The sequence below is a fragment of the Photobacterium sp. genome (assembly GCF_057456235.1).
In genome coordinates this window covers 1-26,459 of the sequence record NZ_JBVCPH010000024.1, presented here as the reverse complement: position 1 = coordinate 26,459, position 26,459 = coordinate 1, and the positions used below count along the sequence as shown (strand labels likewise).

Annotated in this window: 25 protein-coding genes; 16 read left to right on the top strand and 9 right to left on the bottom strand. The window is 47.4% G+C overall.

Annotated elements, in window-relative coordinates; genetic code table 11:
- Positions 1-11 precede the first annotated feature (11 nt).
- Complete coding sequence (gene alr, locus AC2204_RS19525) at positions 12-1,091, top strand: alanine racemase (protein ID WP_318927555.1); 1,080 nt, start codon at positions 12-14, stop codon at positions 1,089-1,091.
- Positions 1,092-1,169: 78 nt separating this feature from the next.
- Here alr and AC2204_RS19520 read toward each other — a convergent pair whose 3' ends face one another.
- Positions 1,170-1,589 (bottom strand): secondary thiamine-phosphate synthase enzyme YjbQ, encoded by a 420-nt coding sequence (locus AC2204_RS19520; RefSeq protein WP_318927553.1) that lies wholly within the window; start codon positions 1,587-1,589, stop codon positions 1,170-1,172.
- 281 nt (positions 1,590-1,870) lie between these two features.
- Here AC2204_RS19520 and pgi point away from each other — a divergent pair, with 281 nt between their 5' ends.
- Positions 1,871-3,523, top strand: coding sequence for a glucose-6-phosphate isomerase (gene pgi / locus AC2204_RS19515; RefSeq protein WP_318927551.1), 1,653 nt, complete (start codon positions 1,871-1,873; stop codon positions 3,521-3,523).
- A 66-nt stretch (positions 3,524-3,589) separates the two neighbouring features.
- Here pgi and AC2204_RS19510 read toward each other — a convergent pair whose 3' ends face one another.
- From AC2204_RS19510 to zur, 3 genes are all read right to left on the bottom strand, one after another.
- Positions 3,590-3,799, bottom strand: a complete 210-nt coding sequence (locus tag AC2204_RS19510; RefSeq protein WP_318927550.1) for a cold-shock protein — start codon at positions 3,797-3,799, stop codon at positions 3,590-3,592.
- A gap of 307 nt (positions 3,800-4,106) precedes the next feature.
- Positions 4,107-4,568 (bottom strand): chemotaxis protein CheX, encoded by a 462-nt coding sequence (locus tag AC2204_RS19505; RefSeq protein ID WP_318927547.1) that lies wholly within the window; start codon positions 4,566-4,568, stop codon positions 4,107-4,109.
- 38 nt (positions 4,569-4,606) lie between these two features.
- Positions 4,607-5,053 carry a zinc uptake transcriptional repressor Zur gene (gene zur / locus AC2204_RS19500; protein WP_318927545.1) on the bottom strand — a complete coding sequence of 149 codons (447 nt, stop codon included), beginning with the start codon at positions 5,051-5,053 and terminating at the stop codon, positions 4,607-4,609.
- Between the two features lie 819 nt (positions 5,054-5,872).
- Between zur and dusA the strand changes: the two genes are divergently transcribed.
- The 7 genes from dusA (at position 5,873) to AC2204_RS19465 (ending at position 12,902) form a co-directional block, all read left to right on the top strand.
- Complete coding sequence (gene dusA / locus AC2204_RS19495) at positions 5,873-6,913, top strand: tRNA dihydrouridine(20/20a) synthase DusA (RefSeq protein ID WP_318927544.1); 1,041 nt, start codon at positions 5,873-5,875, stop codon at positions 6,911-6,913.
- Between the two features lie 196 nt (positions 6,914-7,109).
- The gene (gene pspG, locus AC2204_RS19490) at positions 7,110-7,352 is read left to right on the top strand and encodes an envelope stress response protein PspG (protein WP_318927542.1); all 243 of its coding nucleotides are present in this window, start codon (positions 7,110-7,112) and stop codon (positions 7,350-7,352) included.
- 146 nt (positions 7,353-7,498) lie between these two features.
- Positions 7,499-8,128 (top strand): TIGR04219 family outer membrane beta-barrel protein, encoded by a 630-nt coding sequence (locus AC2204_RS19485; protein WP_318927541.1) that lies wholly within the window; start codon positions 7,499-7,501, stop codon positions 8,126-8,128.
- Between the two features lie 118 nt (positions 8,129-8,246).
- Positions 8,247-8,480, top strand: a complete 234-nt coding sequence (locus AC2204_RS19480) for a thymidylate kinase (RefSeq protein ID WP_318927539.1) — start codon at positions 8,247-8,249, stop codon at positions 8,478-8,480.
- 165 nt (positions 8,481-8,645) lie between these two features.
- Positions 8,646-10,457, top strand: a complete 1,812-nt coding sequence (locus tag AC2204_RS19475) for an assimilatory sulfite reductase (NADPH) flavoprotein subunit (protein WP_318927538.1) — start codon at positions 8,646-8,648, stop codon at positions 10,455-10,457.
- Entirely contained in the window at positions 10,457-12,148 is a 1,692-nt protein-coding gene (gene cysI / locus AC2204_RS19470) for an assimilatory sulfite reductase (NADPH) hemoprotein subunit (RefSeq protein WP_318927537.1), read from the top strand. The genes AC2204_RS19475 and cysI overlap by 1 nt, the downstream gene beginning before the upstream one ends.
- Complete coding sequence (locus AC2204_RS19465; protein ID WP_318927535.1) at positions 12,141-12,902, top strand: phosphoadenylyl-sulfate reductase; 762 nt, start codon at positions 12,141-12,143, stop codon at positions 12,900-12,902. Before cysI ends, AC2204_RS19465 begins: the two co-directional genes overlap by 8 nt.
- A 175-nt stretch (positions 12,903-13,077) precedes the next feature.
- Here the strand turns inward: AC2204_RS19465 and AC2204_RS19460 are convergent, their stop codons facing one another.
- Positions 13,078-13,575 carry a DUF2780 domain-containing protein gene (locus AC2204_RS19460; RefSeq protein WP_318927533.1) on the bottom strand — a complete coding sequence of 166 codons (498 nt, stop codon included), beginning with the start codon at positions 13,573-13,575 and terminating at the stop codon, positions 13,078-13,080.
- 164 nt (positions 13,576-13,739) lie between these two features.
- The gene (gene bamJ / locus AC2204_RS19455) at positions 13,740-14,360 is read right to left on the bottom strand and encodes a BamJ family beta-barrel-assembly machinery protein (protein WP_318927531.1); all 621 of its coding nucleotides are present in this window, start codon (positions 14,358-14,360) and stop codon (positions 13,740-13,742) included.
- Between the two features lie 125 nt (positions 14,361-14,485).
- On the opposite strand from bamJ, the gene AC2204_RS19450 reads away from it, so the two are divergent.
- A complete protein-coding gene (locus AC2204_RS19450) occupies positions 14,486-15,142 on the top strand; it encodes a LysM-like peptidoglycan-binding domain-containing protein (protein WP_318927529.1) in 657 nt (218 codons plus the stop codon).
- Between the two features lie 85 nt (positions 15,143-15,227).
- Here the strand turns inward: AC2204_RS19450 and AC2204_RS19445 are convergent, their stop codons facing one another.
- From AC2204_RS19445 to AC2204_RS19435, 3 genes are all read right to left on the bottom strand, one after another.
- Positions 15,228-15,689: a GNAT family N-acetyltransferase gene (locus tag AC2204_RS19445; RefSeq protein ID WP_318927591.1), complete on the bottom strand. Its 462-nt coding sequence runs from the start codon at positions 15,687-15,689 to the stop codon at positions 15,228-15,230.
- 89 nt (positions 15,690-15,778) lie between these two features.
- A complete protein-coding gene (locus AC2204_RS19440) occupies positions 15,779-16,345 on the bottom strand; it encodes a Crp/Fnr family transcriptional regulator (RefSeq protein WP_318927527.1) in 567 nt (188 codons plus the stop codon).
- A 102-nt stretch (positions 16,346-16,447) separates the two neighbouring features.
- Positions 16,448-18,412: a bifunctional 2',3'-cyclic-nucleotide 2'-phosphodiesterase/3'-nucleotidase gene (locus AC2204_RS19435; protein WP_318927525.1), complete on the bottom strand. Its 1,965-nt coding sequence runs from the start codon at positions 18,410-18,412 to the stop codon at positions 16,448-16,450.
- A 403-nt stretch (positions 18,413-18,815) separates the two neighbouring features.
- Here AC2204_RS19435 and cysG point away from each other — a divergent pair, with 403 nt between their 5' ends.
- From cysG to cysQ, 6 genes are read left to right on the top strand one after another with little or no spacing between them, the layout of a single operon-like run.
- Complete coding sequence (gene cysG, locus AC2204_RS19430) at positions 18,816-20,225, top strand: siroheme synthase CysG (protein WP_318927523.1); 1,410 nt, start codon at positions 18,816-18,818, stop codon at positions 20,223-20,225.
- 13 nt (positions 20,226-20,238) lie between these two features.
- Positions 20,239-21,147, top strand: a complete 909-nt coding sequence (cysD, locus tag AC2204_RS19425; RefSeq protein WP_318927521.1) for a sulfate adenylyltransferase subunit CysD — start codon at positions 20,239-20,241, stop codon at positions 21,145-21,147.
- 10 nt (positions 21,148-21,157) lie between these two features.
- Positions 21,158-22,585: a sulfate adenylyltransferase subunit CysN gene (gene cysN / locus AC2204_RS19420; protein WP_318927519.1), complete on the top strand. Its 1,428-nt coding sequence runs from the start codon at positions 21,158-21,160 to the stop codon at positions 22,583-22,585.
- A gap of 5 nt (positions 22,586-22,590) precedes the next feature.
- On the top strand, positions 22,591-24,318 hold the full coding sequence (locus AC2204_RS19415) for an SLC13 family permease (RefSeq protein ID WP_318927590.1): 1,728 nt from the start codon (positions 22,591-22,593) through the stop codon (positions 24,316-24,318).
- A 40-nt stretch (positions 24,319-24,358) separates the two neighbouring features.
- Positions 24,359-24,979, top strand: coding sequence for an adenylyl-sulfate kinase (gene cysC / locus AC2204_RS19410; protein ID WP_318927517.1), 621 nt, complete (start codon positions 24,359-24,361; stop codon positions 24,977-24,979).
- A 15-nt stretch (positions 24,980-24,994) separates the two neighbouring features.
- Positions 24,995-25,738, top strand: a complete 744-nt coding sequence (gene cysQ / locus AC2204_RS19405) for a 3'(2'),5'-bisphosphate nucleotidase CysQ (protein ID WP_413466726.1) — start codon at positions 24,995-24,997, stop codon at positions 25,736-25,738.
- The last annotated feature ends 721 nt before the right edge of the window (positions 25,739-26,459 follow it).

Below are 26,459 nucleotides of genomic sequence, written 5' to 3'. Positions count from 1 at the left end.
AGGGATTTCTGATGAAAGCGGCAACAGCCTATATCAATACTGAAGCTCTTACACACAACATTCGTCAGATCCGTTTACAGGCGCCGAACAGTAAACTTCTGGCAGTGGTAAAGGCAAATGGCTACGGCCATGGTCTGTTGCATGTAGCAAAAAGTTTACCTGATGCCGATGCCTTTGGTGTGGCCCGAATGGAAGAAGCCCTGACGTTACGTGCCGGCGGGGTGGTTAAACCTATCTTGTTGTTAGAAGGTTTCTATGGCGCATCGGACCTGTCTGTTCTGGTCACCAATAATATCCACACCGTCGTGCATTCCGTCGAGCAGCTGGAAGCATTAGAACAGGCTCAGTTAGATAATCAGGCGGTTGTCTGGTTAAAGATTGATACCGGCATGCATCGCTTAGGGGTACGTCCTGAGCAGCAGTCTGATTTTGTACAGCGCCTTCATGCCTGTCCCAATGTTGCCAAGCCACTGCGTTATATGAGCCACTTCGGCTGCGCCGATGAGCTAAACAGCGACGTGACCCGTCAACAAATCAATACGTTTTTATCGCTGACGGAAGGCTGTCGCGGCGAACGTTCATTAGCGGCGTCTGCCGGTATTTTAGCCTGGCCTGAAAGCCAGTTAGAGTGGATTCGGCCCGGCATTATTATGTATGGCGTATCACCGTTTACCGGTGCTGAGCGTTCAGCCGAAGCCTTTAACCTGCAACCGGTAATGACGTTAACCTCCAGCCTCATTGCAGTACGTGATGTGAAGAAAGGAGAAATGGTCGGCTATGGCGGGATCTGGACCAGCGAGCGCGATACCAAGGTGGGAGTGATCGCCATTGGCTATGGTGATGGTTATCCCCGGACTGCACCCAACGGTACACCGGTATTGCTGAACGGGCGTCTTGTGCCGATGGCAGGCCGCGTGTCGATGGATATGCTGACTGTCGATCTTGGTCCGGATGCGGAAGATAAAGTTGGTGATGAAGTGATTTTGTGGGGGAAGGGGCTGCCAGCAGAAGTGGTGGCTGGACATATCGGTACGATCGCTTATGAATTAGTGACGAAGCTGACCTCCCGTGTTGCCATGTCCTACTTGTAAATAAAAACAGTATCTTGTAGTTGGCATGATTATCTAAAAGCCGTAGCGGCCGCTGCGGCTTTATTATATTGAGTTATTCTATTCCCCCTGAATGGTCACCACCACTCGGCGCCGCCCGCCGTGATCACGGTGTTCCCCGAGATAAATACCTTGCCAGGTACCTAATGCCAGCAAGCCCTGTGATATTGGAATGCTGATACTGCTGCCCAGTGTCGATGCTTTAATGTGAGCCGGCATATCATCATCGCCTTCATAGGTATGCTGGTAATATGGCGCGCACTCTGGGACATAATGATTAAAGTGCGCCTCCATATCACTGCGAACCGTCGGATCGGCATTCTCATTCATGGTCAGACTGGCTGAAGTGTGTTGGATAAAAAGATGAACCAGACCTATCGAGAGCGGGAGAATTTCAGGAATTTGTTGTTCAATTTCATCGGTTATAAGATGAAACCCTCGTGGCCTGGCTTTCAGCTGAATTGTCTTTTGGTACCACATAGTGCTTGCCTCTTGGTTAAAGCTCTGCTGCAATCAGAGGGAGTTACTGTAATCATTAGTGATAATAGCGTCTATTATTTACTCTTGGTTTTCGTGACCTGACGCAATGAAGGTAGAGGATGCTTCAAGTCATAATCTGTCATAAGTTGTAAAATTACAAAAAAAGGTCTGACTAAAACAGACAGCGCACAATTCACAACATTCGAATATCGGGGATCCATTGGGCTTTAGGTCAAGCTACGCTTAATGGATTGAAAATCTAAAAAATCAGGAACTTCACCATGTTGAAAAACATCAACCCAACGCATACTCAAGCGTGGAAAGCACTGACTGCACACTATGAAGAAGCTCAAGATCTGCAATTGAGCGATCTGTTTGCCAATGACAGCGACCGTTTTGCTAAATTCTCTGCTAAATTCGGCTCTGACATCCTGCTTGATTATTCAAAAAACCTTATCACAGAAGAAACCTTAGCCAAGTTATTTGCCCTTGCTGAGCAAACCGAACTTAAAGCGGCGATTGCTGATATGTTCAGTGGTGAAGAAATCAACCAGACTGAAGGCCGTGCCGTTTTGCATTCGGCGCTGCGTAATCGCAGCAACACTCCCGTCATGGTTGATGGTGAAGATGTTATGCCTAAAGTCAATGCCGTGCTGGAGAAGATGAAAGACTTTACTGCCCGCATTGTGGATGGCGACTGGAAAGGCTACACCGGTAAAGAAATTACCGATGTTGTCAACATCGGTATCGGTGGTTCTGATCTTGGCCCTTACATGGTTTCTGAAGCACTGGCGGCGTATAAAACACGTCTTAACATGCACTTTGTGTCGAACGTTGATGGTACGCACATCGCTGAAACGCTAAAAGATCTGAATCCGGAGACAACCCTATTCCTGATCGCATCGAAGACGTTTACGACTCAGGAAACAATGACCAATGCACATTCTGCGCGTGACTGGTTCCTGGCGACGGCCGAAGAGCAGGCGCACGTCGCTAAGCACTTCGCCGCGCTGTCAACGAACGCGGGTTCCGTGTCAGAGTTTGGTATTGATACTGACAACATGTTCGAATTCTGGGACTGGGTCGGTGGCCGTTATTCGCTATGTTCAGCAATCGGTCTGTCTATTTGTCTTTCAGTTGGCTTCGACAACTTTGTTGAACTACTGAATGGTGCACATGCCATGGATCAGCACTTTGCACAGGCACCACTTGAAGAGAACTTGCCGGTCATCCTTGCGCTGATTGGTATTTGGTACAACAACTTCCATGGTGCCGAGTCAGAAGCAATTTTGCCTTACGATCAGTATCTGCACCGTTTTGCTGCTTACTTCCAGCAGGGCAATATGGAATCAAACGGTAAGTGTGTTGATCGTGGCGGTAACCCTATTGACTATCAGACCGGTCCCATTATCTGGGGGGAGCCTGGTACTAATGGTCAGCATGCTTTCTATCAGCTTATCCACCAGGGTACTAAGTTGATCCCTTGCGATTTTATTGCACCGGCTGTTAGCCACAATCCATTGAGCGATCACCATCCAAAACTGATGGCGAACTTTTTTGCGCAGACTGAAGCACTGGCCTTTGGTAAAACCAAAGAGCAGGTGGAAGCGGAGTTTGTCGCAGCCGGTAAGTCGCTGGATGAAGTGAAAGATCTTGTGCCATTCAAGGTCTTTGACGGTAACCGCCCAACCAACTCAATTCTGGTCAAGCAAGTGACGCCAAGCGTACTGGGTTCATTGATTGCACTGTACGAGCAGAAGATTTTCACTCAAGGCGTTATCTGGAACATCTTCAGTTTTGATCAGTGGGGCGTTGAGCTAGGCAAACAACTGGCTAACCAGATCTTACCTGAGCTTAACAGTGCAGAAGGTATTTCAAGCCATGACAGCTCTACCAATGGCCTGATTAATGCGTTTAAACAGTGGCGCAGCTAAGTCTTTGTGACTGAGAGTATAAAAACGCCGCACTATGCGGCGTTTTTTTCGTTTCGTTATAGTGAACTAAGACAGGGTGACCACTTCAGTGGCTTGCGGGCCTTTCTGGCCATCGGTGACAATAAATTCAACAGATTGCCCTTCACGTAAAGTACGGCGGCCCTGAGCCTGAATTGCACTGAAGTGAACAAAAACATCTTTGCCATTTTCCGCAGAGATAAAACCAAAGCCTTTGTCGTCGTTAAACCATTTTACGGTTCCAGTCAGTTTACTCATGTTACGTTCTTTCCTTTGAATGAGGGAGATGCCCTTGCTTTACCCGGTGGAAAGCAAAATAAGGAGCGGAAAAAGAATCAACCATAAGTGTGTTGATGCGTATTCCGTGTGTCGAGTCTAGAACGAAAATATGCCAGTTTGAAGTGTTTTGTTGCCGTTTTTTGATGTAGGTACACCTTATCCCGAAAGGTATAATTGGCGTGATAAATTGCAGCGGTAATTCAGAGGGTGGCTTAATATACAAGGGTTAATCGCCAGCCAGAAAAACTCTGACTGGAACGATTACAAAGATAAATGAAGAAAAGTATTAATCGAAACAGATTTCGATAAATGCTTTACCGTATTCAGAATCGAAAGGCATGATGATGATGGCTCCATCACATTTATGAGTGATGGTGTGGCTCCGGCCAGAGACGACTGCGGGGGTGGCCATTTCAAAATCATAGCCTTTATCGGCCAGGATGCGTTTCGCGCCGCCGGTGACCATATTGGTAATTTCCCCCACCATATCAGTGACTTCTTCATTGATACCATTGGGGCGCTCACCCAGCATACGCTGCATAATTTCCAGCGCTAAGCCCTCATCAAAGGTTATCGACATAGAACCTTTGGTTTGAGGTCCTATCAGGCCTATTAACCCCGATACGTCGCCGCGTGCCACCTCATCTTTCTTGATGCGTGGTTTTTGTGGTGCCAGCTCCATCGACGCCATGGTCTTTAATACATTCAGGAGTGAAGCTAAGAAAGGGTTTACGAATTCTGCTCGCATAGTTACTTTATGACTGTATCTGAAGATTTAAAAAATGATTATTTGCTGTTTTGACACTTGTGGCAAATACCGTGACTTTCTACGACATGATGATCAATGCTGAAGCCGTGCTTTTCCGCCCTCTGGCGAAGCCATTTTGCCAGATCATCGTCATGGCACTCTTCGACAGTACTGCACACATCGCAGATAAGCAGCTGTGAACAGTGATCCGCATGGCCTAAAACACAACAGGCAATGTAGCTGTTAGTTGATTCTACTTTATGAACAAACCCTTGAGTCAAGAGAAAATCCAGTGCGCGATATACCGTTGGTGGCTTTGCTTGCGGCTCTGTGACTCTGAGCAAATCTAACAACTCGTAAGCACTGATAGAGCAGTGGTGGTCAATAATTAGCTCAAGTACTTTTAGTCTTTGAGGTGTAAGCCTGACTCCACGTTGCTCGCAAAGCTGTCGCGCTTTATCCAGCAGTTGCGTTTGATTTGCCATAAAACCTCAAAAAACGGTGGTAAGTCCAGTAGTTTACCATAGCATTCGATAAACGTATCTCGGTTCGATGAATTCTACGAAGATATGGCGGACATTTCGAGGGCTGGAAAATGAAGCCAGTTGGCTATAGTCCGTTGAAGATCTGTTGGGATTTGTTTTTGCCATCATATGTGCGCGTTTCGTACTGGGATGGGGCTTTTATGCAGATAATTCACTCCGTACACCTTTTTGCCTTATTTTCACCTAAAAGTCGTCGTTCGTTAATGATTTACCGATAGTCATATTTCTAACGTATTGAATCTTTAAAGTTTACATCGACCGTTCAGCTTTTTGCCTACTGGTGTCTAAAAGCTTGAAATGCTGTACAGGTGGTAAGGGTTGGGAAGTAAAATACTTAAATAACAATCTATTAAATTAAAAAGGAAAAAGAAGCCAATGTTCTTTTTACTTTTTACTTTTTACTTTTTACTCTTGCCTCTGACGGCGCATTTTTTCACCTTCAAGCCTTTGCTGCTATTCGTTTTATGACCGCTTCATATGTGTCAGTTAGCCTAGGGTTGCTTTGTTTATACACATTTCTAATACTGAGATGTGTCATCGCCATAGCCCCTATGATGCTCTCCTTATTTGGGCTTGTGTCCGTAATGGGGTAGAATCCGCTCTCTTTGATAAAGCTAACCATCGCTGGATGGATATTCGGCGGATTGAAGCGACGGTTATCGGCGCTCAAATAGGATGCTGAAGGAAGATTTTTTGGGTCATTGTTGTGAACCCAAGGGGTCAAAAAACAGGCAAAAACGGGTCAGAATGAGGTTTTCGATGCCAAATAGTGCTGTTGCAAATTGCGACGATTTACGATCAGAACAAACACTTAAGGGTGAGTTCCCCTCATGTCGTTTCTCCGTCGCCCCGATGCTCGATTGGACGGATCGCCATTGCCGTTATTTTCATCGTCTGCTGAGTGAGCACGCGTTGCTTTATACCGAGATGGTGACAACCGGCGCGATCATTCACGGTAAAGGGGATTATCTGGCGTATAACGACGAAGAGCACCCGTTGGCATTGCAGCTGGGTGGTTCGAATCCGGCAGATCTTGCACATTGTGCCAAGCTGGCCCAAGATCGCGGTTATGATGAAGTTAATCTGAATGTGGGTTGTCCGTCGGATCGTGTACAGAATGGCCGTTTTGGTGCTTGTTTGATGGGCGAAGCGGAGCTGGTGGCCTTGTGTGTCTCAGCTATGCGTGAAGTGGTTGATATTCCAGTGACGGTTAAAACCCGGATTGGTATTGATGAGCAGGATTCTTACCAGTTCCTGACCGATTTTATCGGTACGGTAAGCGAAAAAGGCGGCTGTGATAACTTTACCATCCATGCCCGTAAAGCCTGGTTAAAGGGGTTGAGCCCGAAAGAAAATCGTGAAATCCCGCCATTGGATTACCCGCGTGTTTATCAGCTAAAGCAAGACTTCCCTCACCTGACCATGGCCGTTAATGGCGGCGTAAAAACACTGGCAGAAATTGAAGCTCACCTGATACACCTTGACGGGGCGATGGTTGGCCGTGAAGCATACCAAAACCCTTATATGATGGCAGAGCTTGACCAGCGCCTGTTTGGCAGCAATAAGCCGGTGAAAAAACGTCGTGAAGTGGTGGAAGCCATGTATCCGTATATTGAGCGCCAGCTGGCTGATGGATCCTACCTGGGGCACATTACTCGCCATATGCTGGGCCTGTTCCAGAGTATGCCGGGTGCCCGTCAATGGCGTCGTCATATTAGCGAAAATGCCCACAAGCCTGGCGCAGGGATAGAAGTGCTGCAGCAGGCTCTGGATAAAATCCCGGCGCATTTAGATGTCTGACTGAGATTGCTAACTGTTTGGGTGTGGTCAGCCACACCATTCGATATGGTGAATTTGACCAATAAATTGAAGCGTGATCTTAATCAAAGGTCACGTTTTTTTATATCTGTCTGATCTATATGGTATTGGCCTGTTTCATATTTCTGGCCTGCTTTGTGCACATCTCTCATAGAGCCGATAATATAAAGGAAAGGGTATGATTGAGTTTCTATTTCTAATCGTTTTTGCGGTGGTGCTGGTCTTTACCGGCATCAGTATGATGGGGGTCGTGATAGCGGTAATGGCCGGTTTTGCCATTATGGCAGTGGCTGGCATGATCGGCGTGGTGTTCAAGTTGTTGCCCTGGATCATTTTGATTGCCGTTGTGGTCTGGTTTTACCGGAAAAGAAAAGCCGAGCAATGTCACCGCACGCCGCCGCGTTATCGACGTCGTTATTAATGGTACCCATGTTGTGTTGTTGACATATAGCATTGATTTTTTTGTGCTTAACATTTCATCAATGCGAATGAAGTGCGGTTTTCTTATACCGCATCTGGTATAGTCTTCGCCAATTTTTTAAATACTAATAAGAGCGGAGACTCGGCATGAAAAAACTCATTCTTTCCGCTGCAGCGGTTGCTGTAGCTTTTGCTGTTCCTGCACAAGCTGCAACCCTGATAGGGGCTAAAGTCGGGGCGGATGCATGGTTTGCAGATGCAAAAGTGAACGACACACGTCATAGTGATGATACCGCGACGTCGCTGTATGTTGCTGTCGAGCACTTTATCCCTCTAGTGCCAAATCTGCGTATTCGTTATAACGATATTGATACGGGATCAGTGGCGTTCGGCCAGACAGATTACACCGCATACTATGAAATTTTGGACAATGACGCCGTTGCTTTTGATGTTGGCTTCTCATTGTCAAAGTTCAATGCGGGTAAGTTTGAAGGCGAGAGCTTCAGCGAGTGGCAGCCAAGTCTGTACGGAAACGTGGAAGTTGGCATTCCTATGACGCCAGTCTCGGTGTTCGGTGATCTGAACGTTGGCAGCTATGACAGTACAAGCACGGTTGATGGCCAGGCTGGTGTTAAGTGGACTCTTCCTTTAATCGCCGCCGATCTTAACCTGCGTGCAGGCTATCGTGTGATGGACTATGACTTTGACTTCATTAAAAATACTGATGGCAAAGTGAAGCTAGACGGTTGGTTTGCGGGTATCGAAATCGATATCTAAGCCACTCTGCGAGAGTGATTGATTGAAACAAGCCACGATTTTCGTGGCTTTTTTGTTGCCTGTTCTCCTGCTTTTGTACCATTTTTAATAAGTAGGGTATTTATCAGGAAGCGGTCTCATGACATTAACCGAATTACAACGTTTATATGCTGCCAGCGATTTAGTTGAAGCTGTCATTGAGCCATCGATCCAGGAGAATGGATGGATTGTTGAATTCCGTCACCGCCGAGGCGGGCTGGTACCTTTAACGGATAGCGCTGGCAGTGAAAAGTGCTATCACGATATTGATACTGCTACCGAAAGGGCATTTGAAGTGGGCTTTCATCAGGTGCGTATCGCCGATACTTTCTGATGCCATCTTTCCTGTTGAGAGTTTTTTTGACTTAATAGCTGACTGAGTCAGACGTCCTCGCGCCTCGTTCATACTAAAAGTTATAAAACATTCTTATCTATTCTTTCTTGTTATGGCCTTAAGTGGCTAATCTAACATGACGCAATATATAGGGATCGTCGTGTCATGTTACTTAAGGAACTCTCGGCTATAGCCAGCCCCATCAATGATCAACAAATCGAGCAGCTGCAGCAAGCAGCCGCTGAATCATCGCCGCAGCAACTCGCGTGGATCAGTGGCTATTTCTGGGGGCTGAGCCAGACTCAGGCCTCAGGCCATCTGCAGTCGGTCACACAACCAGCAGCTGCCGCGCCCCCGGCTGGTAAGTTAACCATTATCTATGCTTCACAAACGGGGAATGCCAAAGGCGTTGCAGAAACGCTGAAAGCAGAAGCGAGCGCTGCGGGTATGTCTGTTGAGCTGTTCTCGGCAGGTGATTACAAAGGGAAGAATTTGGCGAAAGCCACTCATGTCATCATTGTTGCTTCAACGCACGGTGAAGGGGAAGCCCCGGATGATGCCATTGAATTGCACGAGTTCTTACAGTCGAAGAAAGCCCCGAAATTACCGAACCTGAAATATGCCGTCATTGGCCTGGGTGATTCGAGCTACGAGTTCTTCTGTCAGACAGCAAAGGATTTTGATGGTTTCCTTACCCAGCTTGGCGCTCAGCCAATGCTAGAACGCCTTGACTGTGACGTTGACTATGATGCGTCTGTTGCTGCATGGCGTGCGAAGGCGCTGGATAAAGTCCGGGAAACGCTAGCGAGCGGTGAGGCTGAAGTGGTGCAGCTGCCTGTTGGCCAGACGCAGCAGGCGCCATCACCGTATTCCAAGCAAAAACCGTATTCGGCTACCTTACTGACCAGCCAGAAAATTACGGGTCGTCGTTCGGGCAAAGATGTACGCCATATTGAAATTGATCTGGAAGAGTCCGGGTTAACCTACCAACCAGGCGATGCGCTGGGCGTTTGGTATGAAAATGATGCTACTTTGGCGGCAGCCATTCTGGCTAAAGCCGGATTGAGCGGAGAGGAAACGGTAGAAGTCGATAGTGATAAGCTGAGCTTAAAACAAGCCCTGATCAGTAAGTATGAAATTACGGCGGCCAACCCGCAGTTGGTCACCAAGTTCGCTCAATTGTCTGGCAGTAAAAAGCTGGAGAAGCTGGTCTCAGACAAAGACAAGCTTCGTGAATACGCGGCTAATACCCAGCTTATAGATGTGCTGGCGGAAAAGAAAACTCAGCTCAGTGCAGAGCAGCTTACCGGTTTACTTCGACGCCTGACCCCCCGTTTGTATTCTATAGCTTCCAGTCAGGAAGAGGTGGGGGAGGAAGTTCACCTGACCGTAGGGGTGGTTGAGTATGAAAAGGAGGGCGAAAGCCGTCTGGGTGGCGCATCCAGCTTCTTGTCTCATCGCCTTGCAGAAGGTGATAGCGTCAAGGTGTTTGTTGAACCTAACAATCACTTCAAATTGCCTGCCGATGATAATACTCCGGTGATCATGATTGGCCCGGGCACCGGTATTGCCCCATTCCGTGCCTTTATTCAGGAGCGTGAAAATCGCGACGCAGAAGGGAAAAACTGGTTGTTCTTTGGTGACCGTACCTTTACTGAAGATTTTCTCTATCAGGTGGAATGGCAGAAGTACCTGAAATCGGGAGTGATTAATCAGCTTGATGTGGCGTTCAGTCGCGATCAGAAAGAAAAAGTGTATGTTCAGCATCGGGTGCTGGAGCAGGCTGAGCAAGTCTGGCAGTGGTTGCAGGACGGAGCGCATGTCTATGTGTGTGGTGATGCGACCCATATGGCGAAAGATGTCCATGAAGCCTTGATCACGGTAATCGAACAACAAGGTCATCAGGACCGGGAACAGGCAGAACAGTATCTTAATGATCTGCGAAAGAATAAGCGTTACCAGAGGGATGTGTACTAATGACTGAACAAAAATTATCAGATAACGAACGCCTGAAGCGAGAAAGTAATTTTCTTCGGGGTACGATCGCTGAAGACTTGCAAGATCGTACCACCGGAGGGTTTACGGCCGATAATTTCCAGTTAATTCGCTTCCATGGTATGTACCAGCAGGATGATCGTGATATCCGTGCCGAGCGTGCCAAGCAAAAGCTGGAACCCTTATACAATGTGATGCTGCGTGCCCGTATGCCGGGGGGCATTATTACCCCTAAGCAGTGGCTGGCGATTGACCAGTTTGCCGAAGAGCACACTCTGTACGGGAGTATTCGCCTGACCACCCGTCAGACTTTTCAGTTTCATGGGGTGTTGAAGCCTGATATTAAATTGATGCACCAGACGTTAAATAAGATCGGTATCGATTCCATTGCCACCGCGGGTGATGTGAACCGTAACGTGCTGTGTACCTCCAATCCGGTAGAGTCGGAGCTGCATCAGGAAGCCTATGAGTGGGCGAAAAAGATCAGTGAACATCTGCTGCCGAAAACCCGCGCCTATGCTGAAATTTGGCTTGATGGTGAAAAGATTGAAGGTGGCGATGAAGAGCCCATTCTGGGCAGTACTTATCTGCCACGAAAATTTAAGACCACGGTGGTTATTCCGCCGCAGAACGATATCGATGTTCATGCCAATGATCTCAACTTTGTCGCCATTGCTGACAACGGAAAATTAGTTGGTTTTAATGTGCTGGTAGGCGGTGGCCTGGCGATGACCCATGGTGACACATCGACCTATCCGCGCAAGGCTGATGATTTTGGCTTTATCCCGTTAGACAAAACCCTGGATGTGGCGACTGCGGTGGTTACTACCCAGCGTGACTGGGGTAACCGCTCTAACCGTAAGAACGCGAAAACGAAATATACCCTGGATCGTGTCGGTGTTGATGTCTTTAAGGCGGAAGTCGAAAATCGGGCCGGCGTGCAATTTGAAGCAAGTCGCCCCTACGAATTTACCGAAAGGGGCGATCGTATCGGTTGGGTTGCAGGCATTGATGGCAAGCACCACTTAGCGTTGTTTATTGAAAATGGTCGTTTGCTGGATCATCCGGGCAAACCGCTCAAGACCGGTGTCGCGGAAATTGCCAAAGTCCATCAAGGCGATTTCCGTATGACCGCCAATCAGAACCTGATTGTGGCGGGGGTATCGGCAGAGGAAAAAGATCGGATCGAGAAGATCGCTCGGGATCATGGCTTGATCGATGATGGCGTCAGCGAGCAGCGTAAAAACTCGATGGCCTGTGTCTCTTTCCCCACCTGTCCTTTGGCAATGGCCGAAGCTGAGCGTTTTCTGCCTCAGTTTGTGACGGATGTTGAGGCGGTACTGGAAAAGCATGGTTTAGCGAAAGATGAGAATATCATTCTGCGGGTAACGGGCTGTCCTAATGGTTGCGGACGTGCAATGTTGGCCGAAATCGGATTAGTCGGTAAAGCGCCGGGTCGCTATAACGTCCATTTAGGCGGTAACCGTAATGGTACCCGGGTACCGAAAATGTACCGGGAAAATATCACGGTGCCACAAATTATGGATGAGATCGATCAGCTGGTTGGCCGCTGGGCTACTGAGCGTGAAGACGGTGAAGGCTTTGGTGATTTCACCATCCGAGCCGGTATTATTGAACCTGTGCTCGTCTCAAAGAGGGATTTCCATGCCTAAATACGCATTAGCGGATTTGCTGCAAAAAACGAAGGTTGAGCAGATCCTTCAATTAGCCGAGATTAATGCTGAGCTAGAGGCCCTTTCTGCACCTGACCGGGTGCGCTGGGCACTGGAAAACCTTGACGGTGAATTTGCTCTTGCATCAAGTTTTGGTATTCAATCTGCTGTGATGCTGCACCTGGTGACTCAGGAAGCGCCCGATGTTCCGGTGATCCTGACGGATACCGGTTACCTGTTTAAGGAAACCTATCAGTTTATCGATCAGCTGACAGATCGGTTATCGCTGAATCTGCATGTCTACCGTGCTGAGACCAGTGCGGCATGGCAGGAAGCCCGCCATGGTCAGTTATGGAAGCAGGGCGTCGACGGTATTAAGCAATATAACCGGCTTAATAAAGTCGAACCGATGCGGCGGGCGCTGGATGAGCTGAATGTGAGTGCCTGGTTCTCGGGTTTGCGTCGCGAGCAGTCGAGTTCACGGGCATCGCTGCCGGTACTGGCGATTCAAAATGGTGTGTTCAAATTTTTGCCTCTGATTGACTGGAGTGATAAGGATATTCACCACTACCTGACCCAGCATGAATTGCCTTATCACCCATTACGGGAAGAAGGTTATTTATCCGTTGGCGATACCCATACCACACGTAAGTGGGAGCCGGGGATGAAAGAGGAAGAAACCCGTTTCTTTGGTCTTAAACGCGAATGTGGGTTGCATGAAGATGATGGCGAATCTGATGGGTCCGGTATCTAATAGGTTAACTCACATATCCAATATTGCGTAATAACATGAAAGCCTTATCTGGCCTGCAAGGGTGATGAAGATAAGGCTTTTTCATTATTTTCACTAATTTACCTTATGCTGACAGGGCGGCACGGGCGACCCTGTATGGTTATGGCCAAAAATTGAGTTTGTCGATGAGATTGGCTTAGCTTGTCGAACGCCACACTTGGCCTAATGTTTCCATTAATCCGGCACTGGCTCCCTGATCGCCTAAATATTGCATCACAACCGGAATAAACTGGCTGACCATGCCAGCATCCATACCCAGTGCGGTGAAGACCTGATTGAGTCCATTCATGGTGCTAAGCATGCCGCTGAGCCCGGATGGGATTGCATTCGTTAAGGTATCTAAGCCCGGGATCATTTGGGTTAATTCACTGGCTTGATCGCCCGAGAGTTGACTGGTTGCCATAGACAGTAAAGCCCCTGCTCCGCCAGCGGCTTGTTCCGGGGAGACGCCTAGCTGGCTACTGAGTAAATCAGTGAGCGGATTGGCTGCTATTGAGGTTGTCGTTGCCGCGGGCTCATCATCGCCACCAAAAAGATCTGGCAGACTGAAGGCGAAACTCGAAGGGCTGGTTGCAAGAATACCGATGAGGGTGAAGAGGCTGAAAAAACGGCGGGTTAGTTGAACTTTATCCATGTCATTCTCCTTTTGCGCGTTTACTAAGCGTAGTGGAGAATGTGGTGTAAGTAGCAAATAAAATTGAAAAAATGTGATTAACTGCGCGGTGTGTGTGCGTTATTTCAGGAAGGCAAAACAGCGCGGTTGCACCGTTTCGCCTTCTTACGCTACCTAAAGGTAACTTACAGGATGTCTAGAAGTTCTACTTCGAAGACTAGTGCTGCAAATGGAGGGATAGCAGCACCTGCGCCACGCTCACCATAAGCAAGATCCTGAGGGATGTACAGTTTCCACTTAGAACCAACAGGCATCATCTGCAGAGCTTCAACCCAACCAGCGATGACGCCAGTTACTGGGAATTCAGCTGGCTGACCGCGAGATACAGAGCTGTCGAATACCGTACCGTCAGTTAGCTCACCGTGGTAGTGAACACGTACTTGCTTGTCAGATGAAGGGATTTCGCCGTTACCTTCAACAAGTACTTCGTACTGAAGACCTGATTCCGTTACTGTAACTTCTGAGCGTAGTGCGTTATCTTTTAGGAAAGCTTCACCGTCAGCAGCTGCAACTTTAGCCTGCTCTTGGCGAGCTGTTTCAGCAGTGGTGTGAAGTTCACGAAGTGCATTGTTGATGTCATCCACTTCGATTTCTGGCATGTCACCAGTTAGAGAAGTTGCGATACCTTTAGCAATAGCAGCAACGTTTAGGCCTTCAAGACCGCTTTGCGCTAGTTGTTGGCCCATTTGTAGACCAATACCGTAGCTTGCTTTAGTTTCAACTGTATCTAGTTTAACGTCAGACATTTTTGTCATCTCTTAATGTAGAGTGAATTAAAGCAGGCAGGATAACAGTTTCGACCCCAAGGGGTAAACTTTTGTAAATAGTATTCCTTGATTGCGTGGCTTAAAAAAGCTCTGGAGTGTTGTATATGGGACAGGCCAAACGCCGTTCAAAGAAAAATAATGGATTTAAACTGCCGGATTTTTCCTTTAGTCAAATTCGCTTGACTGGCAGTAAGCAAGCCTGGCTGGAAAAATTGGCGCCATTGAAAGCCAAGTGGCAACGCCTGCCGAAATTACATCGTCGTGCTCTGGCGGTACTGATCCCTTTGGTGCTGGTTTTAGTATTGCTTCCCGCCAGCAAGAAGGCGGATAGCTCTATACCGGAACAGACGGTACGCCGTGATATTGAGCTGAATATTGATAATACGCCGGAACCGGTAGACAAGCGTGCTGAGCCGGTGTCTCCGAAGCGTCCGAGTCAGCTCGCTGCTGAGGTTACAGAACCGGCAGCGACGACGGAGGTCAAAGCGGTTGTGGCGGAACAATGGTTTAAGTACCAAGTGCAGAAGGGAGAAACGCTGGCGCATATTTTCCGTGAGAAAGCGCTGCCATTGTCAGATCTGTATGCGGTCGCGGCGATTGAAGGAAAAGGGAAACCGTTGAGCCAGATACAATCCGGTCAGTGGCTGCGTTATAAGCAAACCGCGAATGGTCAGCTGGATGCGCTGCAGATCGAGAGCAGTGATGGTGATCCGGTGATGTTCTTCCGCCGTTCAGACGGCAGCTTTGCGCGTGGCCAGTAACGGGCTTCATGCCTGATCTAAGCTTGTAGAAGGCCGCATCATGCGGCCTTCTTTTTTCTACCTTCTCGTTTTTTATACAGTGTTTTCACTGTGCGCTTTTGGTTAAGCGCATATCAATATGAGGAATGTCATCTTCGAGGTAGGTCTCTGAGAACGCGGTAAAGCCATATTGCCGGTAATAATCCTGCAGATGTGCCTGCGCGCCAATATCAATCGTTTTTCCTGACCACAATAACTCAGCTTGCTGTAAACCCTGTTGGAGCAGGCTGTGGCCTAGGCCAAGGCTTCTGGTCGATGGCGCGATCGCTATGCGGCCAAGACTGACATTGTCGTAAGTTGTCCCGGGCGGTAACAGGCGTAAATAGGCCACCAGTTTATCGTTTTTATAGCCTAGCAGATGATGAACCCCGTCTTTTCGATCATGGTTATCCAATTCGTGATACGGACAGTTTTGCTCGACCACAAAAATATCGACACGCAATTTCATGAGGTCGTAGAGCTGATCGGTTGATAACTGGCTGAAAGGAAGGCATAGCCACTGCATGATATATTGCTCCTTGGGTTTGGTGTAAACCAGTTCGTATAATTGGGCCTAACATAGCGGCTCGAAGAGAAGGACGCCTTAACAATTGTTAATTATTTTTCACCGAGTCGTTTTTTGAGCCTGCTTAAGCTAATGGGAGGAATACCAAGATAAGAAGCCACTTGGTGATCCGCCACGTGTTTGAGTAAATCGGGAAAGCTTTCGCTAAATAGCTGAAAACGTTCTTCTGGTGAATGCAGTAACATGAAACGTTCTTTTTGTTCTTTATGTACCAGCTGACGTTCCAGTAATTTGATATAGAGAGGATCGCCCTGTTCGCGCCATTGCTGTAGCAACTCAATAGGAAGTGCCAGTAGCTGGCTGGCAGAAAGTGTTTCCAATAGATAGGGGGAAGGCTGCTCGGTGATCAGACTATCAAAGCCAATCAGCACATCCTGATCCCAGTAAAATTCCTTGCTGTACTGACGTCCATCTTCGGTGAGATAGCAGGCATGACAAACACCCTCTAATAAGAAATAACACTCGCTGGGGGTTTCGCCTTGATTAAGCAGTATGTGACGAGTCGGCAGTTCGAGCAGTTTGGCTTGATCTGTTGCCATTTGGGTGGCATCGCTGCTGCCCCCTAACTGCTGGAGAAAATGATTCAGTACATCTTTCATCTTGGAGATCTGGTTAATTAGCCTTACTGGCATCATAGCAAAAAAATACCGCAGTCTAGGCTACGGTATTTTATCTGTATCATTATCAGGCTGAATGAGGCCTTATTTTGTCTGCAGATCCAGTTGATAAATGGCAAAGCCAACTTTATCGGTACCTGTTGGTGTCATTGGATACAGGCTTTTCTCTTTGATGAACTTAGCTGCTTTTTCACTTGGCGAGGTTTCAAAAGTGATGTTCAGCTTGTGATCACTCTTCAGTGGAGTGAAGTGCCAGTTGTTATCAGCATTGGGTACAACCTGGCCTTTTTCTTTGCTGATCCGGCTGATGTAATCAGCAACGACCGTGCGGTTTTCATCAGGAGAAGCAAAAGCGACGAACTGCTCACCAGTACCGGCAAACTTACCGCTATAAGCGCGGTAGTTATTGGTTGCGATGATAAATGGCTGCTGAGGATCAACCGGCCGACCGTTAAAGCTTAAGCCTTTTATCCGCTCTGCCTGGCCATTAATACGCTTACAGTTGCCATCATAACGTGCGGGTTGTGAGACATCGATACCGTACTCAACCCCTTCCATAACATCGAAGTTGTAGGTGCGGAAACCTTCCCAGTTAATAAGGCCTTGTTGGGCGGTGCTGGTCAGGTCGATTTGATTAAATTGGGCGGCAGAGCATTCCAGCCACTCTTTCACTTCTTTGCCGGTGACTTTCATTGCCACTAAGGTATTCGGGTAAAGGTAGAGATCGGCGGCATTACGGAAAGTCAGCTGGCCAGCCTCTACTTCCGTAAAGTTGCTTGGATCGTTACCTCGACCGCCGGCTTTAAAGGGGGCTGCAGCAGAAAGTACCGGAGTGCCGTCCAGATCCGGATCCCCCTGAATAAAGCGTTCGACATAATCTTTTTGTGCAAGGTTAACAATCTGAACCGTTGGATCGTCCTGGACCAGTGCCAAGAAGCTGTACATCACATCGCTGGCTTTACCAATTGGCTGGTTAACGAATGTACGGGTTGCCGCGTGCTCACCGCTGACTGCTTTAACCAGCGCTTCATCCGCTTCAACTAATGGCTTTTTATCAAATTTATCATAGATCGGGCGAGCTTCAGTTTGTGCGTTGGTGACTGCCCAAGTATCACCTTGCTTATCCAGTACCAGATCCATCACCCCCAGATGATCGCCCCAGCGGCCGGGCATAACGGCAGCGACACCATTAATCGTGCCTTTTTCAATGTCGGCATTGGGCAGTTTTTCGAAGCTTTTACTTGGGAATACGGCATGGGAATGGCCAAAGGCAATGGCATCAATGCCTTCCACTTCGGTGAGGTAATACACTGAGTTTTCGGCCATGACTTTGTATGGGTCTGCCGACACCCCGGAATGCGGAATAGCGATGATAACATCAGCCCCTTCAGCTTTCATTTGCGGAACAAATTTCTCAGCCGTTTGTTTGATATCTCTGGCTTCTACTTTGCCTTCCAGGTTTTTCTTATCCCAAATCAGGATTTGCGGAGGAACAAAACCGATATAACCGATTTTTATTTCATGCGCCATCCCATCAGTGTCTTTAAAGGTATGAGGTTTGATGATGTAAGGCGTGAACATGTTTTTACCTGTTTTCAGGTCAATCACGTTCGCATTGATGTAAGGAAATGCCGCGTCATTAAGGGATTCTTTTAAGAAAGCCAGACCATAGTTGAACTCGTGGTTTCCCAGATTACCGACATCGTAGTTTAATAAGTTCATCGCCTTATAAACAGGATGAACCTCACCAGGCTTGATCCCTTTATCTGCCATGTAATCGCCCATCGGGCTGCCCTGAAGCAGATCACCATTATCAACTAATACGCTGTTAGTCACTTCAGCTCGGGCTTGTTTTACTAATGTTGCGGTACGGACAAGACCTGTTTTTTGCGTTGGCTTATTTTTGTAGTAATCATAATCCATCACATTGGTATGGATATCGGTGGTTTCCAGAATCCGTAATTTGATGGTTTCTGCAGTGGCCGGACCCGCCAGCGCTAGCAGACCACCCAGTACTGCAATTGACAGTGGCTTGGCAGATAATTTCATGATTTTCTCCAGGGAAAATAGACACGGGAAAGTGTGCTAAAGGTATCAAAAATATGTGGGTGATGACGGTAACTTCTTAATTTATTGTGCTTTAAATCGCGTATTTAGGCTCATTGGCTGTCTTTAAGTCGACGTTGATGAGGATTTACTTGTCGATATTTCATCTAAAAGGGCATTAAGTTAATCCTGATGAGTCTGGTTCATTGCTATGCCTTGCCCCATTCTGTTGTGATCATCGTTATTCTGGCTTCTTTTCTCTGTCCATTAAGTTTCCTCCTGCACAATTGACTGGTTTTTCAATCGCTCAAACTTTTTGGAATAAAAAATGATATTTTAGAATTTCAAGTAATATCCCGCTCCATCTATAGTGCAAGTGAAGTTGATAATATTGAGAGCACTGGAAATGGATTACTTGCCAATTTTTGCGGATTTGAAACGTCGTCCCTGCCTCGTTGTAGGGGGTAATGATGTGGCATGGCGTAAAACCCGAATGTTGTTGAAAGCGGGAGCCGATGTTCGCGTAATTGCGCCAGTATTGAATAACCAGTTCCAGCAAGCTGTTCAGCAACACCAAATTACCCATGTCGCCGATGAATTTGAACCGTCACACCTTGATGGCATTTTTCTGGCTATTGCGGCGACTGAACGTAAATCGGTCAATGCATTGGTCTATCAATCGGCAAATCAGCGCCAAGTATTAGTAAACGTAGTCGACGATACGCAGCGCTGCAGTTTCATTGTCCCGTCCATTGTTGATCGGTCACCCATTATTGTGGCGATCTCGTCGTCAGGCAAAGCCCCCGTGCTTGCGCGTTTAATTCGCGAAAAACTTGAAGTCATACTGCCGCAGCACCTCGGCAAAATGGCAACCATTGCCGGACGTTTTCGTAACCAACTCGCCAAGACCGTTACCTCTTTCTCTGCCCGCAGACAGTTCTGGGAAAAAGCCTTTGATGGGCGTTTCTCCGAGTTAGTGGCTGCGGGACAAGAACAGCAAGCCGAACAGGCGCTGGTTGAGCTTTCGACGTCGGATGCTCCTCAGGGCCAGGTGGCACTGATTGGTGCCGGTCCTGGTGATGCAAGCTTGCTAACGCTGCGCGCACTGCAACTGATGCAGCAGGCGGATGTCGTGCTTTACGACTACTTAGTTTCAGACGAAGTGATGGACTTAGTGCGTCGTGATGCCGAGCAGGTCTGTGTCGGGAAAAAAGCGGGCTTTCACAGTGTGCCGCAAGAACAAACCAATCAATTGATTGTTCAGTATGCCCGGCAGGGCAAACGTGTTGTGCGGCTGAAAGGCGGTGATCCTTTTGTTTTTGGCCGCGGTGGCGAAGAGCTTGAAGTGTTGTTTGACGCTGGCATTCCTTTCCAGGTGGTACCTGGCATTACTGCCGCCGCCGGAGCAACAGCCTATGCGGGTATTCCGCTGACTCATCGCGATCATGCCCAGAGCGCACTGTTCATAACCGGGCATCTTAAACCTGATAGCGATCAGCTTGACTGGTCGACGTTAGCTCGTGGCAAACAGACTTTGGTCATTTATATGGGGCTGATGAAATCCGGTCATATCCAGCAACAGCTACTGGAACATGGCCGGGCCAGCGATACACCTGTTGCAATTATTGAAAGGGGGACGCAGAAAACGCAGAAAGTCCTCAAAGGTCAGCTGAGTGAACTTGAGCAGCTGGCGCAGAATGCCGCATCACCTGCGCTTATTGTTGTGGGAGAAGTGGTGAAATTATCAGAAAAATTACATTGGTTCGGAAAGCAGGAACAGCAACTACAGCAATCAGCAGTAGTAAGGTTGGCATAGCATGGAGAGAGTAATGGATCCAAAACGATTAACTCACCTCAAGCAACTTGAAGCGGAAAGTATTCATATTATCCGTGAAGTAGCTGCTGAGTTTGATAACCCTGTGATGATGTATTCCATCGGGAAAGACTCATCGGTCATGTTGCACTTAGCGCGAAAGGCATTCTATCCGGGCAAGATCCCATTTCCTTTGCTGCATGTTGATACTGACTGGAAATTTCGCGAAATGATTGAGTTTCGCGATCACGCCGCCAAGAAATATGGCTTTGACCTGCTGGTTCACAAAAACCCTGAAGGGTTAGCTATGGGGATCAGCCCCTTTGAGCACGGATCGTCGAAGCATACCGATATCATGAAAACTCAGGGATTGAAGCAGGCTCTGGACAAGTATGGTTTTGATGCGGCATTTGGCGGGGCCCGTCGTGATGAAGAGAAATCCCGTGCCAAAGAGCGGGTGTATTCATTCCGCGATAAGAACCATACCTGGGATCCGAAAAACCAGCGTCCGGAGCTATGGAAAACCTATAACGGCCAGATCAATAAAGGTGAAAGCATCCGTGTTTTCCCGTTATCAAACTGGACCGAGCTGGATATCTGGCAATACATCTATTTAGAAAATATTGAAATCGTCCCGCTTTATCTGTCGGCTGTGCGTCCGGTGGTCGATCGTGATGGCATGTTAATCATGGCTGATGATGATCGCATGACACTGCTGCCAGGCGAGAAAATAGAGCATAAAAGTGTTCGTTTCAGAACGCTGGGGTGTTATCCGCTAACCGGTGCTATCGAGTCGGAAGCGAATACCTTAACGGGTATTATTGAAGAAATGCTGGTGGCGACATCGAGTGAGCGTCAGGGGCGGGCGATTGACCATGATCAGTCTGGATCGATGGAATTGAAGAAGCGTCAGGGTTATTTCTAAGGAAAGACAAATGAACAGTACGATAGAACAACAAGTCGCTGAGTTAGGCATTGAAGCGTATCTTGACCAGCACCACAACAAATCTCTACTTAGATTTTTAACCTGCGGCTCAGTGGATGACGGTAAAAGTACCCTGATTGGTCGTCTGCTGCATGATTCTCATCAAATTTATGAAGATCAGTTAGCGGCAATTCATACGGACAGCCAGAAAATAGGTACAACGGGCGATAAGCCGGATCTGGCTCTGCTGGTCGATGGCCTGCAGGCGGAGCGGGAGCAGGGCATCACCATTGATGTTGCTTACCGTTATTTTTCGACCAAAAAACGTAAATTCATTATTGCCGACACGCCAGGGCATGAGCAGTATACCCGTAACATGGCTACGGGTGCATCGACTTGTGATGTTGCAGTGATCTTAATTGATGCGCGTAAAGGGGTATTGGATCAGACTCGCCGCCATTCGTATATCGCCAGTTTGCTGGGGATCCGCCATTTTATTGTTGCGATTAACAAAATGGATCTGGTTGATTTTGATCAAGTTCGCTATGAGCAGATCCGCGAGGAATACCTGGCATTTGCCGATAAGCTTAATGCCGACCTTGATATTCAGTTAGTGCCGCTTTCGGCACTCGATGGCGACAATGTGGTAAACCTGAGTGATAAAACACCTTGGTACGAGGGGGATTCCCTGCTGGCGCTATTAGAAAACGTGGATTTCGGTCAGGAACGCGAATCCGGTGATTTTCGTTTCCCGGTGCAATATGTCAATCGTCCTCACTTAGATTTCCGTGGTTTCGCCGGCACTGTTGCCTCTGGCGTAGTGAAAGTAGGTGATGAGATCAAAGCGCTGCCGTCAGGTAAAACGTCAACTATCAACCGTATCGTTACTTTTGATGGCGATCTGCCTGAAGCTCATCCCGGTCAGGCGGTGACGCTTACGCTGAACGATGAAATTGATATCAGCCGTGGCGATACCATTGTCGCGATTAATGACGATGTACCGCTGAGTAATCATCTGTTAGCCGATATTGTCTGGATGGCTGAAGCGCCATTAGAAGCCGGGCGCCAGTACGATATAAAAGTTGCTGGCAAAAAAACGGTCGGCTCGGTACAGACTATTCGCCACCAGGTGGATATCAATAATCTTGAGACCTTTGCAGTTGAGGCTTTACCTTTGAATGGTATTGGCTTGTGTGAAGTTGTCCTTAATGAAGCCATTGCTGTTGATGCTTATAAAAACTGCATGGATACCGGCGGATTTATTATCATTGACCGTTTAACGAATGTGACGGTTGGTGCTGGCATGGTCTGTGAAGCACTCGCTGAATCAACGGCGAAACACCATGACTTTAGTGCTTTTGAGCTAGAACTTAATGCCTTAATTCGTAAACATTTCCCACATTGGGGTACGAACGATATCAGTAGGTTACTGGGGTAATGAACATGGGCTGGGAGCAAGGGATGGTGCTCGCCATGTTGATGGTGATAGTAACCTGTCTATTAACCACACGGATCAAACCCGCTTATTTGTTTGCAGGGGCGGCGTTTGTTGGATTCCAGACCGGGATGATTGATCTGCCGGCGCTGGCAGGCAATTTTACTAATTCGTCACTGTTAACACTGGTATTACTGATCCTTGCTTCCATTGCTCTTGAAAAAACGCGCCTGATCAGCTGGGTCGGGCGGCAGATTTCTGAGGGCGGGCACTCATCAGTGGTGGCAAAATTAGGTTTATCAACGGCTTTTCTTTCGTCGTTTACCAATAATACCGCCGTTGTTGTGTCGTTAATTGGCGCGGTTAAACGCAATCAGCGTCATGCTCCGTCTAAGTTGCTGATCCCGCTTTCTTATGCCGCTATTTTAGGTGGCACTTTGACCCTGATTGGTACATCAACCAACCTCATTATAAATAGCTTCGTAGAAGATGTCGGCTTACCCAGCCTGGGCTTCTTTGCCCCCACAGGCATTGGCCTGGCAGTGTTACTGATTGGTTTGACTATCTTAATCCCGTTAAGCCATTTTTTACCCAGCTACGATGACAGCGCCCAGGATGAATTACCCTATTTTCTGGAAGCCAGAGTTGAGGGAGGGACTCCATTAGTGGGTAAAACCGTCACGGAAAATGGCCTTCGGGCACTTCGTCGCCTGTTTTTGGCTGAATTACTGCGTGACGGGAAGACGATTGCACCGGTATGTCCGGATACCAAGCTCCAGGCTGGTGATACTTTGTTGTTTTGCGGTGATGTGGAAAGCGTGACAACATTGCAAGAAATCAAAGGACTGCAACTATTTGGTCAGCACCACCTTAATGGCCAGACCATGATGGAAGTGATTGTCAGTCATTCTGCGGGTATCCGGGGCAAGACGTTAAAGAGTGTTAAGTTTCGGGAACAGTTCGATGCGGTCGTAGTGGCTATTCGACGTGGCCATGAACGTCTGGCTGGCGGTTTGGGAAATATTGAATTACATGCTGGTGATACATTAATTATCGTGCCGGGCAAGAGCTTTCACGAGAAAAGGCGAAAGCTGAACCGTGAGTTCGTTCTGGTCAATGGTCTAGATTCCAGTGCACGTCTTGATAGTACGAAAAGCCTGGCTGTGCTGGCAGGATTTATGGCCGTGATCCTTGCTGCTTTATCGGATGTACTTCCAATCATTAAGGGCCTGACAGCTTACATCTTACTTTTATTAGCAACCGGTGTTATCTCTTTTACTGAGCTAAGGCGTCAATTCCCGATAGATATAGTCGTTATTGTCGGATCTGCGTTATCACTGGCACAGTTAATGATCTCCAGCGGGTTATCTGAACGTATGGGTAACCTGTTGATGACCTCATTTAATGGTTGGGGGATGTATGGTGCTTTAATTGCCGTCTATCTGTTGACCTTGGTATTAACTGAGCTGGTGACGAACAATGCCGCCGCGGCGTTATCATTTCCTATCAGTTACAGCCTGGCGATGGGGTACGGTGCAGATCCTATGCCTTTTATTATGGCCGTTTTATTTGGTGCCAGTGCGAGCTTTATTTCTCCTTATGGCTATCAGACGAATTTGCTGGTTTACAGTGTCGGGAATTACAGACTGAAAGATTATCTGCGTATCGGTTTCCCGATTTCAGTGGTGTACTCCGTGGTTGTTCTCACGTTAATCCCACTATTATTTCCATTTTAAATCCTATTATTAAATACAGCGTCATGGAACGGAGTTTGTTATGACCGCCATTATTCAACCTCAAGACAATGAAAATGTGGTATGGCACAGCCATAATATTGATAAAGCATATCGTTCTGATCAGAAAAAACAGAAACCCTGTGTGATGTGGTTTACCGGTTTAAGCGGTGCCGGTAAGTCAACGGTTGCCGGAGCGTTAGAGAGCCGTTTAGCTGAGCTGGGTTACCATACCTATCTATTAGACGGTGATAATGTACGTCATGGTTTGTGCCGTGATCTCGGATTCTCATCAGAAGATCGCCGTGAAAATATCCGCCGGATTGGCGAAGTCGCTAAATTAATGGCTGATGCGGGATTGATTGTACTGACAGCTTTCATTTCACCTCATAGAGAAGAACGTCAGTTAGTGCGTGAATTACTCCCTGAAGGGGAGTTTCTTGAAGTCTTCGTTGATACTCCATTAGGTGAATGTGAGAAGCGTGATCCCAAAGGGTTGTATAAAAAAGCCCGAGCAGGTGAAATTAAGCAGTTCACGGGGATTGATTCTGAATATCAGGCACCAGAACATCCGGAAATTCATTTGCAGGCGGGTGATAAGTCGGTAACAGAGTTGGTTGAATTGTCCTTGTGTTCATTGAAAGAACGTCAAATTATCCGCTAATAAAAGGAGCCGCTGGTGAGTGCACTGCTCGAATCTATCTATGGCATTGCTTTAGATGCCGGAAAAGCGATCATGGATCGTTACCATGCAAATGTTCAGGTTGAAGAAAAAGCGGATAGCAGTCCGGTGACTGAAGCTGATATTGCGGCAAATACTATTATAGTAGAGCGACTCATGTCGCTAACCCCTGATATCCCTATCTTATCAGAAGAGTCAGCTCATACTCCTTGGCCGGAACGGCAACACTGGTCGTCATTCTGGCTGGTGGATCCATTAGATGGCACAAAAGAGTTCTTGCGTCAGAATGGTGAGTTCACCGTTAATATTGCCCTAATAAAAGAAGGTAAACCGGTTCTGGCGATTGTTCATGCTCCAGCGCTAGACAAAAGCTGGTTGGCTGATGGAAAAAATGCATGGCTCCAAACTAAAGCGGGTCGAGATCAGATCAAAGTGCGGCCAGCAACAGTGCCAACCGTTGTGGGTAGCCGCTCTCACCCAAGTCAGGATATGGCGAGTTATCTGGAACAGCTCGGGGAATACAAAATGACAGAAGTCGGCTCATCATTGAAGTTCTGTCTGGTTGCTGAAGGTCGGGCTCAATACTACCCTCGTTTAGGTCCTACAATGATGTGGGATACCGCTGCGGGTCAATGCGTGGCTGAAAGTGCGGGAGCGACTGTTAATCAATTAACGGGTGAACCGCTGTATTATCACCGTGAAGATTTACTGAATCCTTTCTTTATTGTCGCCATTGACTGATCTTCTTTAGGTAGTCAGGAGCTTTCTGACTACTACTTTTTCTTGTATGTCTCTTTATTAAGAAACAACCTGCCGATAATAGACTAAGCTTAAGTGCTGTTCTGAGCTTGGATACCATAATCCACGTAGTTAAATCGGGTATTAACGACGATTCTCCTGAGCTCCAGAATACCCGACTCTAACTTTGATGGTTTTTTGTTGGTTTTGGCCTGTTTGGCTGGAAATATCATCAAGTGGGATATAAACAACAAAAAAGAGTTGCCATGCTTGAATGGTTCCCTATAATGCCGCCACACCAGCAGGGAGTATGCGAGCTTAGTAAGTTATTTATAAGCTGTGTATAACTTGTAGGTAAATAGGAAGGTTAACAAAAACAGCTAAAATGGGTGCTTGACACGCTACTGTTTTTGTCTAGAATGGCCGTCCTGCTCAGCGATGAAGGTGAAAACGTTAAAGTTTTAACTTTAAGTTCGCGGGGGTAGGTTAAGAAGGGTTTTTCAGTAAATTAAAAAAACTTCTTGACTTAAAATTAAAGGCGCGTAAGATTCGCTGCCTGACTGACACAATGTGTTAGTCAACGTTCTTTAACAATTTGACCATGCAATCTGTGTGGGCACTCGTGAAAAAGTTAAGTCGAAAGATTTATCAATGAACTGAGTGACCGAACAGTATGATTCCTGCAGAGGAATGATATTGGCACAGTCAATTTATGCTTCAACTT

Coding starts and splice junctions, on each gene's coding strand:
- alr (WP_318927555.1), top strand. CDS start 12: ATGAAAGCGGCAACAGCCTATATCAATACTGAAGCTCTTACACACAAC.
- AC2204_RS19520 (WP_318927553.1), bottom strand. CDS start 1,589: ATGTGGTACCAAAAGACAATTCAGCTGAAAGCCAGGCCACGAGGGTTT.
- pgi (WP_318927551.1), top strand. CDS start 1,871: ATGTTGAAAAACATCAACCCAACGCATACTCAAGCGTGGAAAGCACTG.
- AC2204_RS19510 (WP_318927550.1), bottom strand. CDS start 3,799: ATGAGTAAACTGACTGGAACCGTAAAATGGTTTAACGACGACAAAGGC.
- AC2204_RS19505 (WP_318927547.1), bottom strand. CDS start 4,568: ATGCGAGCAGAATTCGTAAACCCTTTCTTAGCTTCACTCCTGAATGTA.
- zur (WP_318927545.1), bottom strand. CDS start 5,053: ATGGCAAATCAAACGCAACTGCTGGATAAAGCGCGACAGCTTTGCGAG.
- dusA (WP_318927544.1), top strand. CDS start 5,873: ATGCCAAATAGTGCTGTTGCAAATTGCGACGATTTACGATCAGAACAA.
- pspG (WP_318927542.1), top strand. CDS start 7,110: ATGATTGAGTTTCTATTTCTAATCGTTTTTGCGGTGGTGCTGGTCTTT.
- AC2204_RS19485 (WP_318927541.1), top strand. CDS start 7,499: ATGAAAAAACTCATTCTTTCCGCTGCAGCGGTTGCTGTAGCTTTTGCT.
- AC2204_RS19480 (WP_318927539.1), top strand. CDS start 8,247: ATGACATTAACCGAATTACAACGTTTATATGCTGCCAGCGATTTAGTT.
- AC2204_RS19475 (WP_318927538.1), top strand. CDS start 8,646: ATGTTACTTAAGGAACTCTCGGCTATAGCCAGCCCCATCAATGATCAA.
- cysI (WP_318927537.1), top strand. CDS start 10,457: ATGACTGAACAAAAATTATCAGATAACGAACGCCTGAAGCGAGAAAGT.
- AC2204_RS19465 (WP_318927535.1), top strand. CDS start 12,141: ATGCCTAAATACGCATTAGCGGATTTGCTGCAAAAAACGAAGGTTGAG.
- AC2204_RS19460 (WP_318927533.1), bottom strand. CDS start 13,575: ATGGATAAAGTTCAACTAACCCGCCGTTTTTTCAGCCTCTTCACCCTC.
- bamJ (WP_318927531.1), bottom strand. CDS start 14,360: ATGTCTGACGTTAAACTAGATACAGTTGAAACTAAAGCAAGCTACGGT.
- AC2204_RS19450 (WP_318927529.1), top strand. CDS start 14,486: ATGGGACAGGCCAAACGCCGTTCAAAGAAAAATAATGGATTTAAACTG.
- AC2204_RS19440 (WP_318927527.1), bottom strand. CDS start 16,345: ATGAAAGATGTACTGAATCATTTTCTCCAGCAGTTAGGGGGCAGCAGC.
- AC2204_RS19435 (WP_318927525.1), bottom strand. CDS start 18,412: ATGAAATTATCTGCCAAGCCACTGTCAATTGCAGTACTGGGTGGTCTG.
- cysG (WP_318927523.1), top strand. CDS start 18,816: ATGGATTACTTGCCAATTTTTGCGGATTTGAAACGTCGTCCCTGCCTC.
- cysD (WP_318927521.1), top strand. CDS start 20,239: ATGGATCCAAAACGATTAACTCACCTCAAGCAACTTGAAGCGGAAAGT.
- cysN (WP_318927519.1), top strand. CDS start 21,158: ATGAACAGTACGATAGAACAACAAGTCGCTGAGTTAGGCATTGAAGCG.
- AC2204_RS19415 (WP_318927590.1), top strand. CDS start 22,591: ATGGGCTGGGAGCAAGGGATGGTGCTCGCCATGTTGATGGTGATAGTA.
- cysC (WP_318927517.1), top strand. CDS start 24,359: ATGACCGCCATTATTCAACCTCAAGACAATGAAAATGTGGTATGGCAC.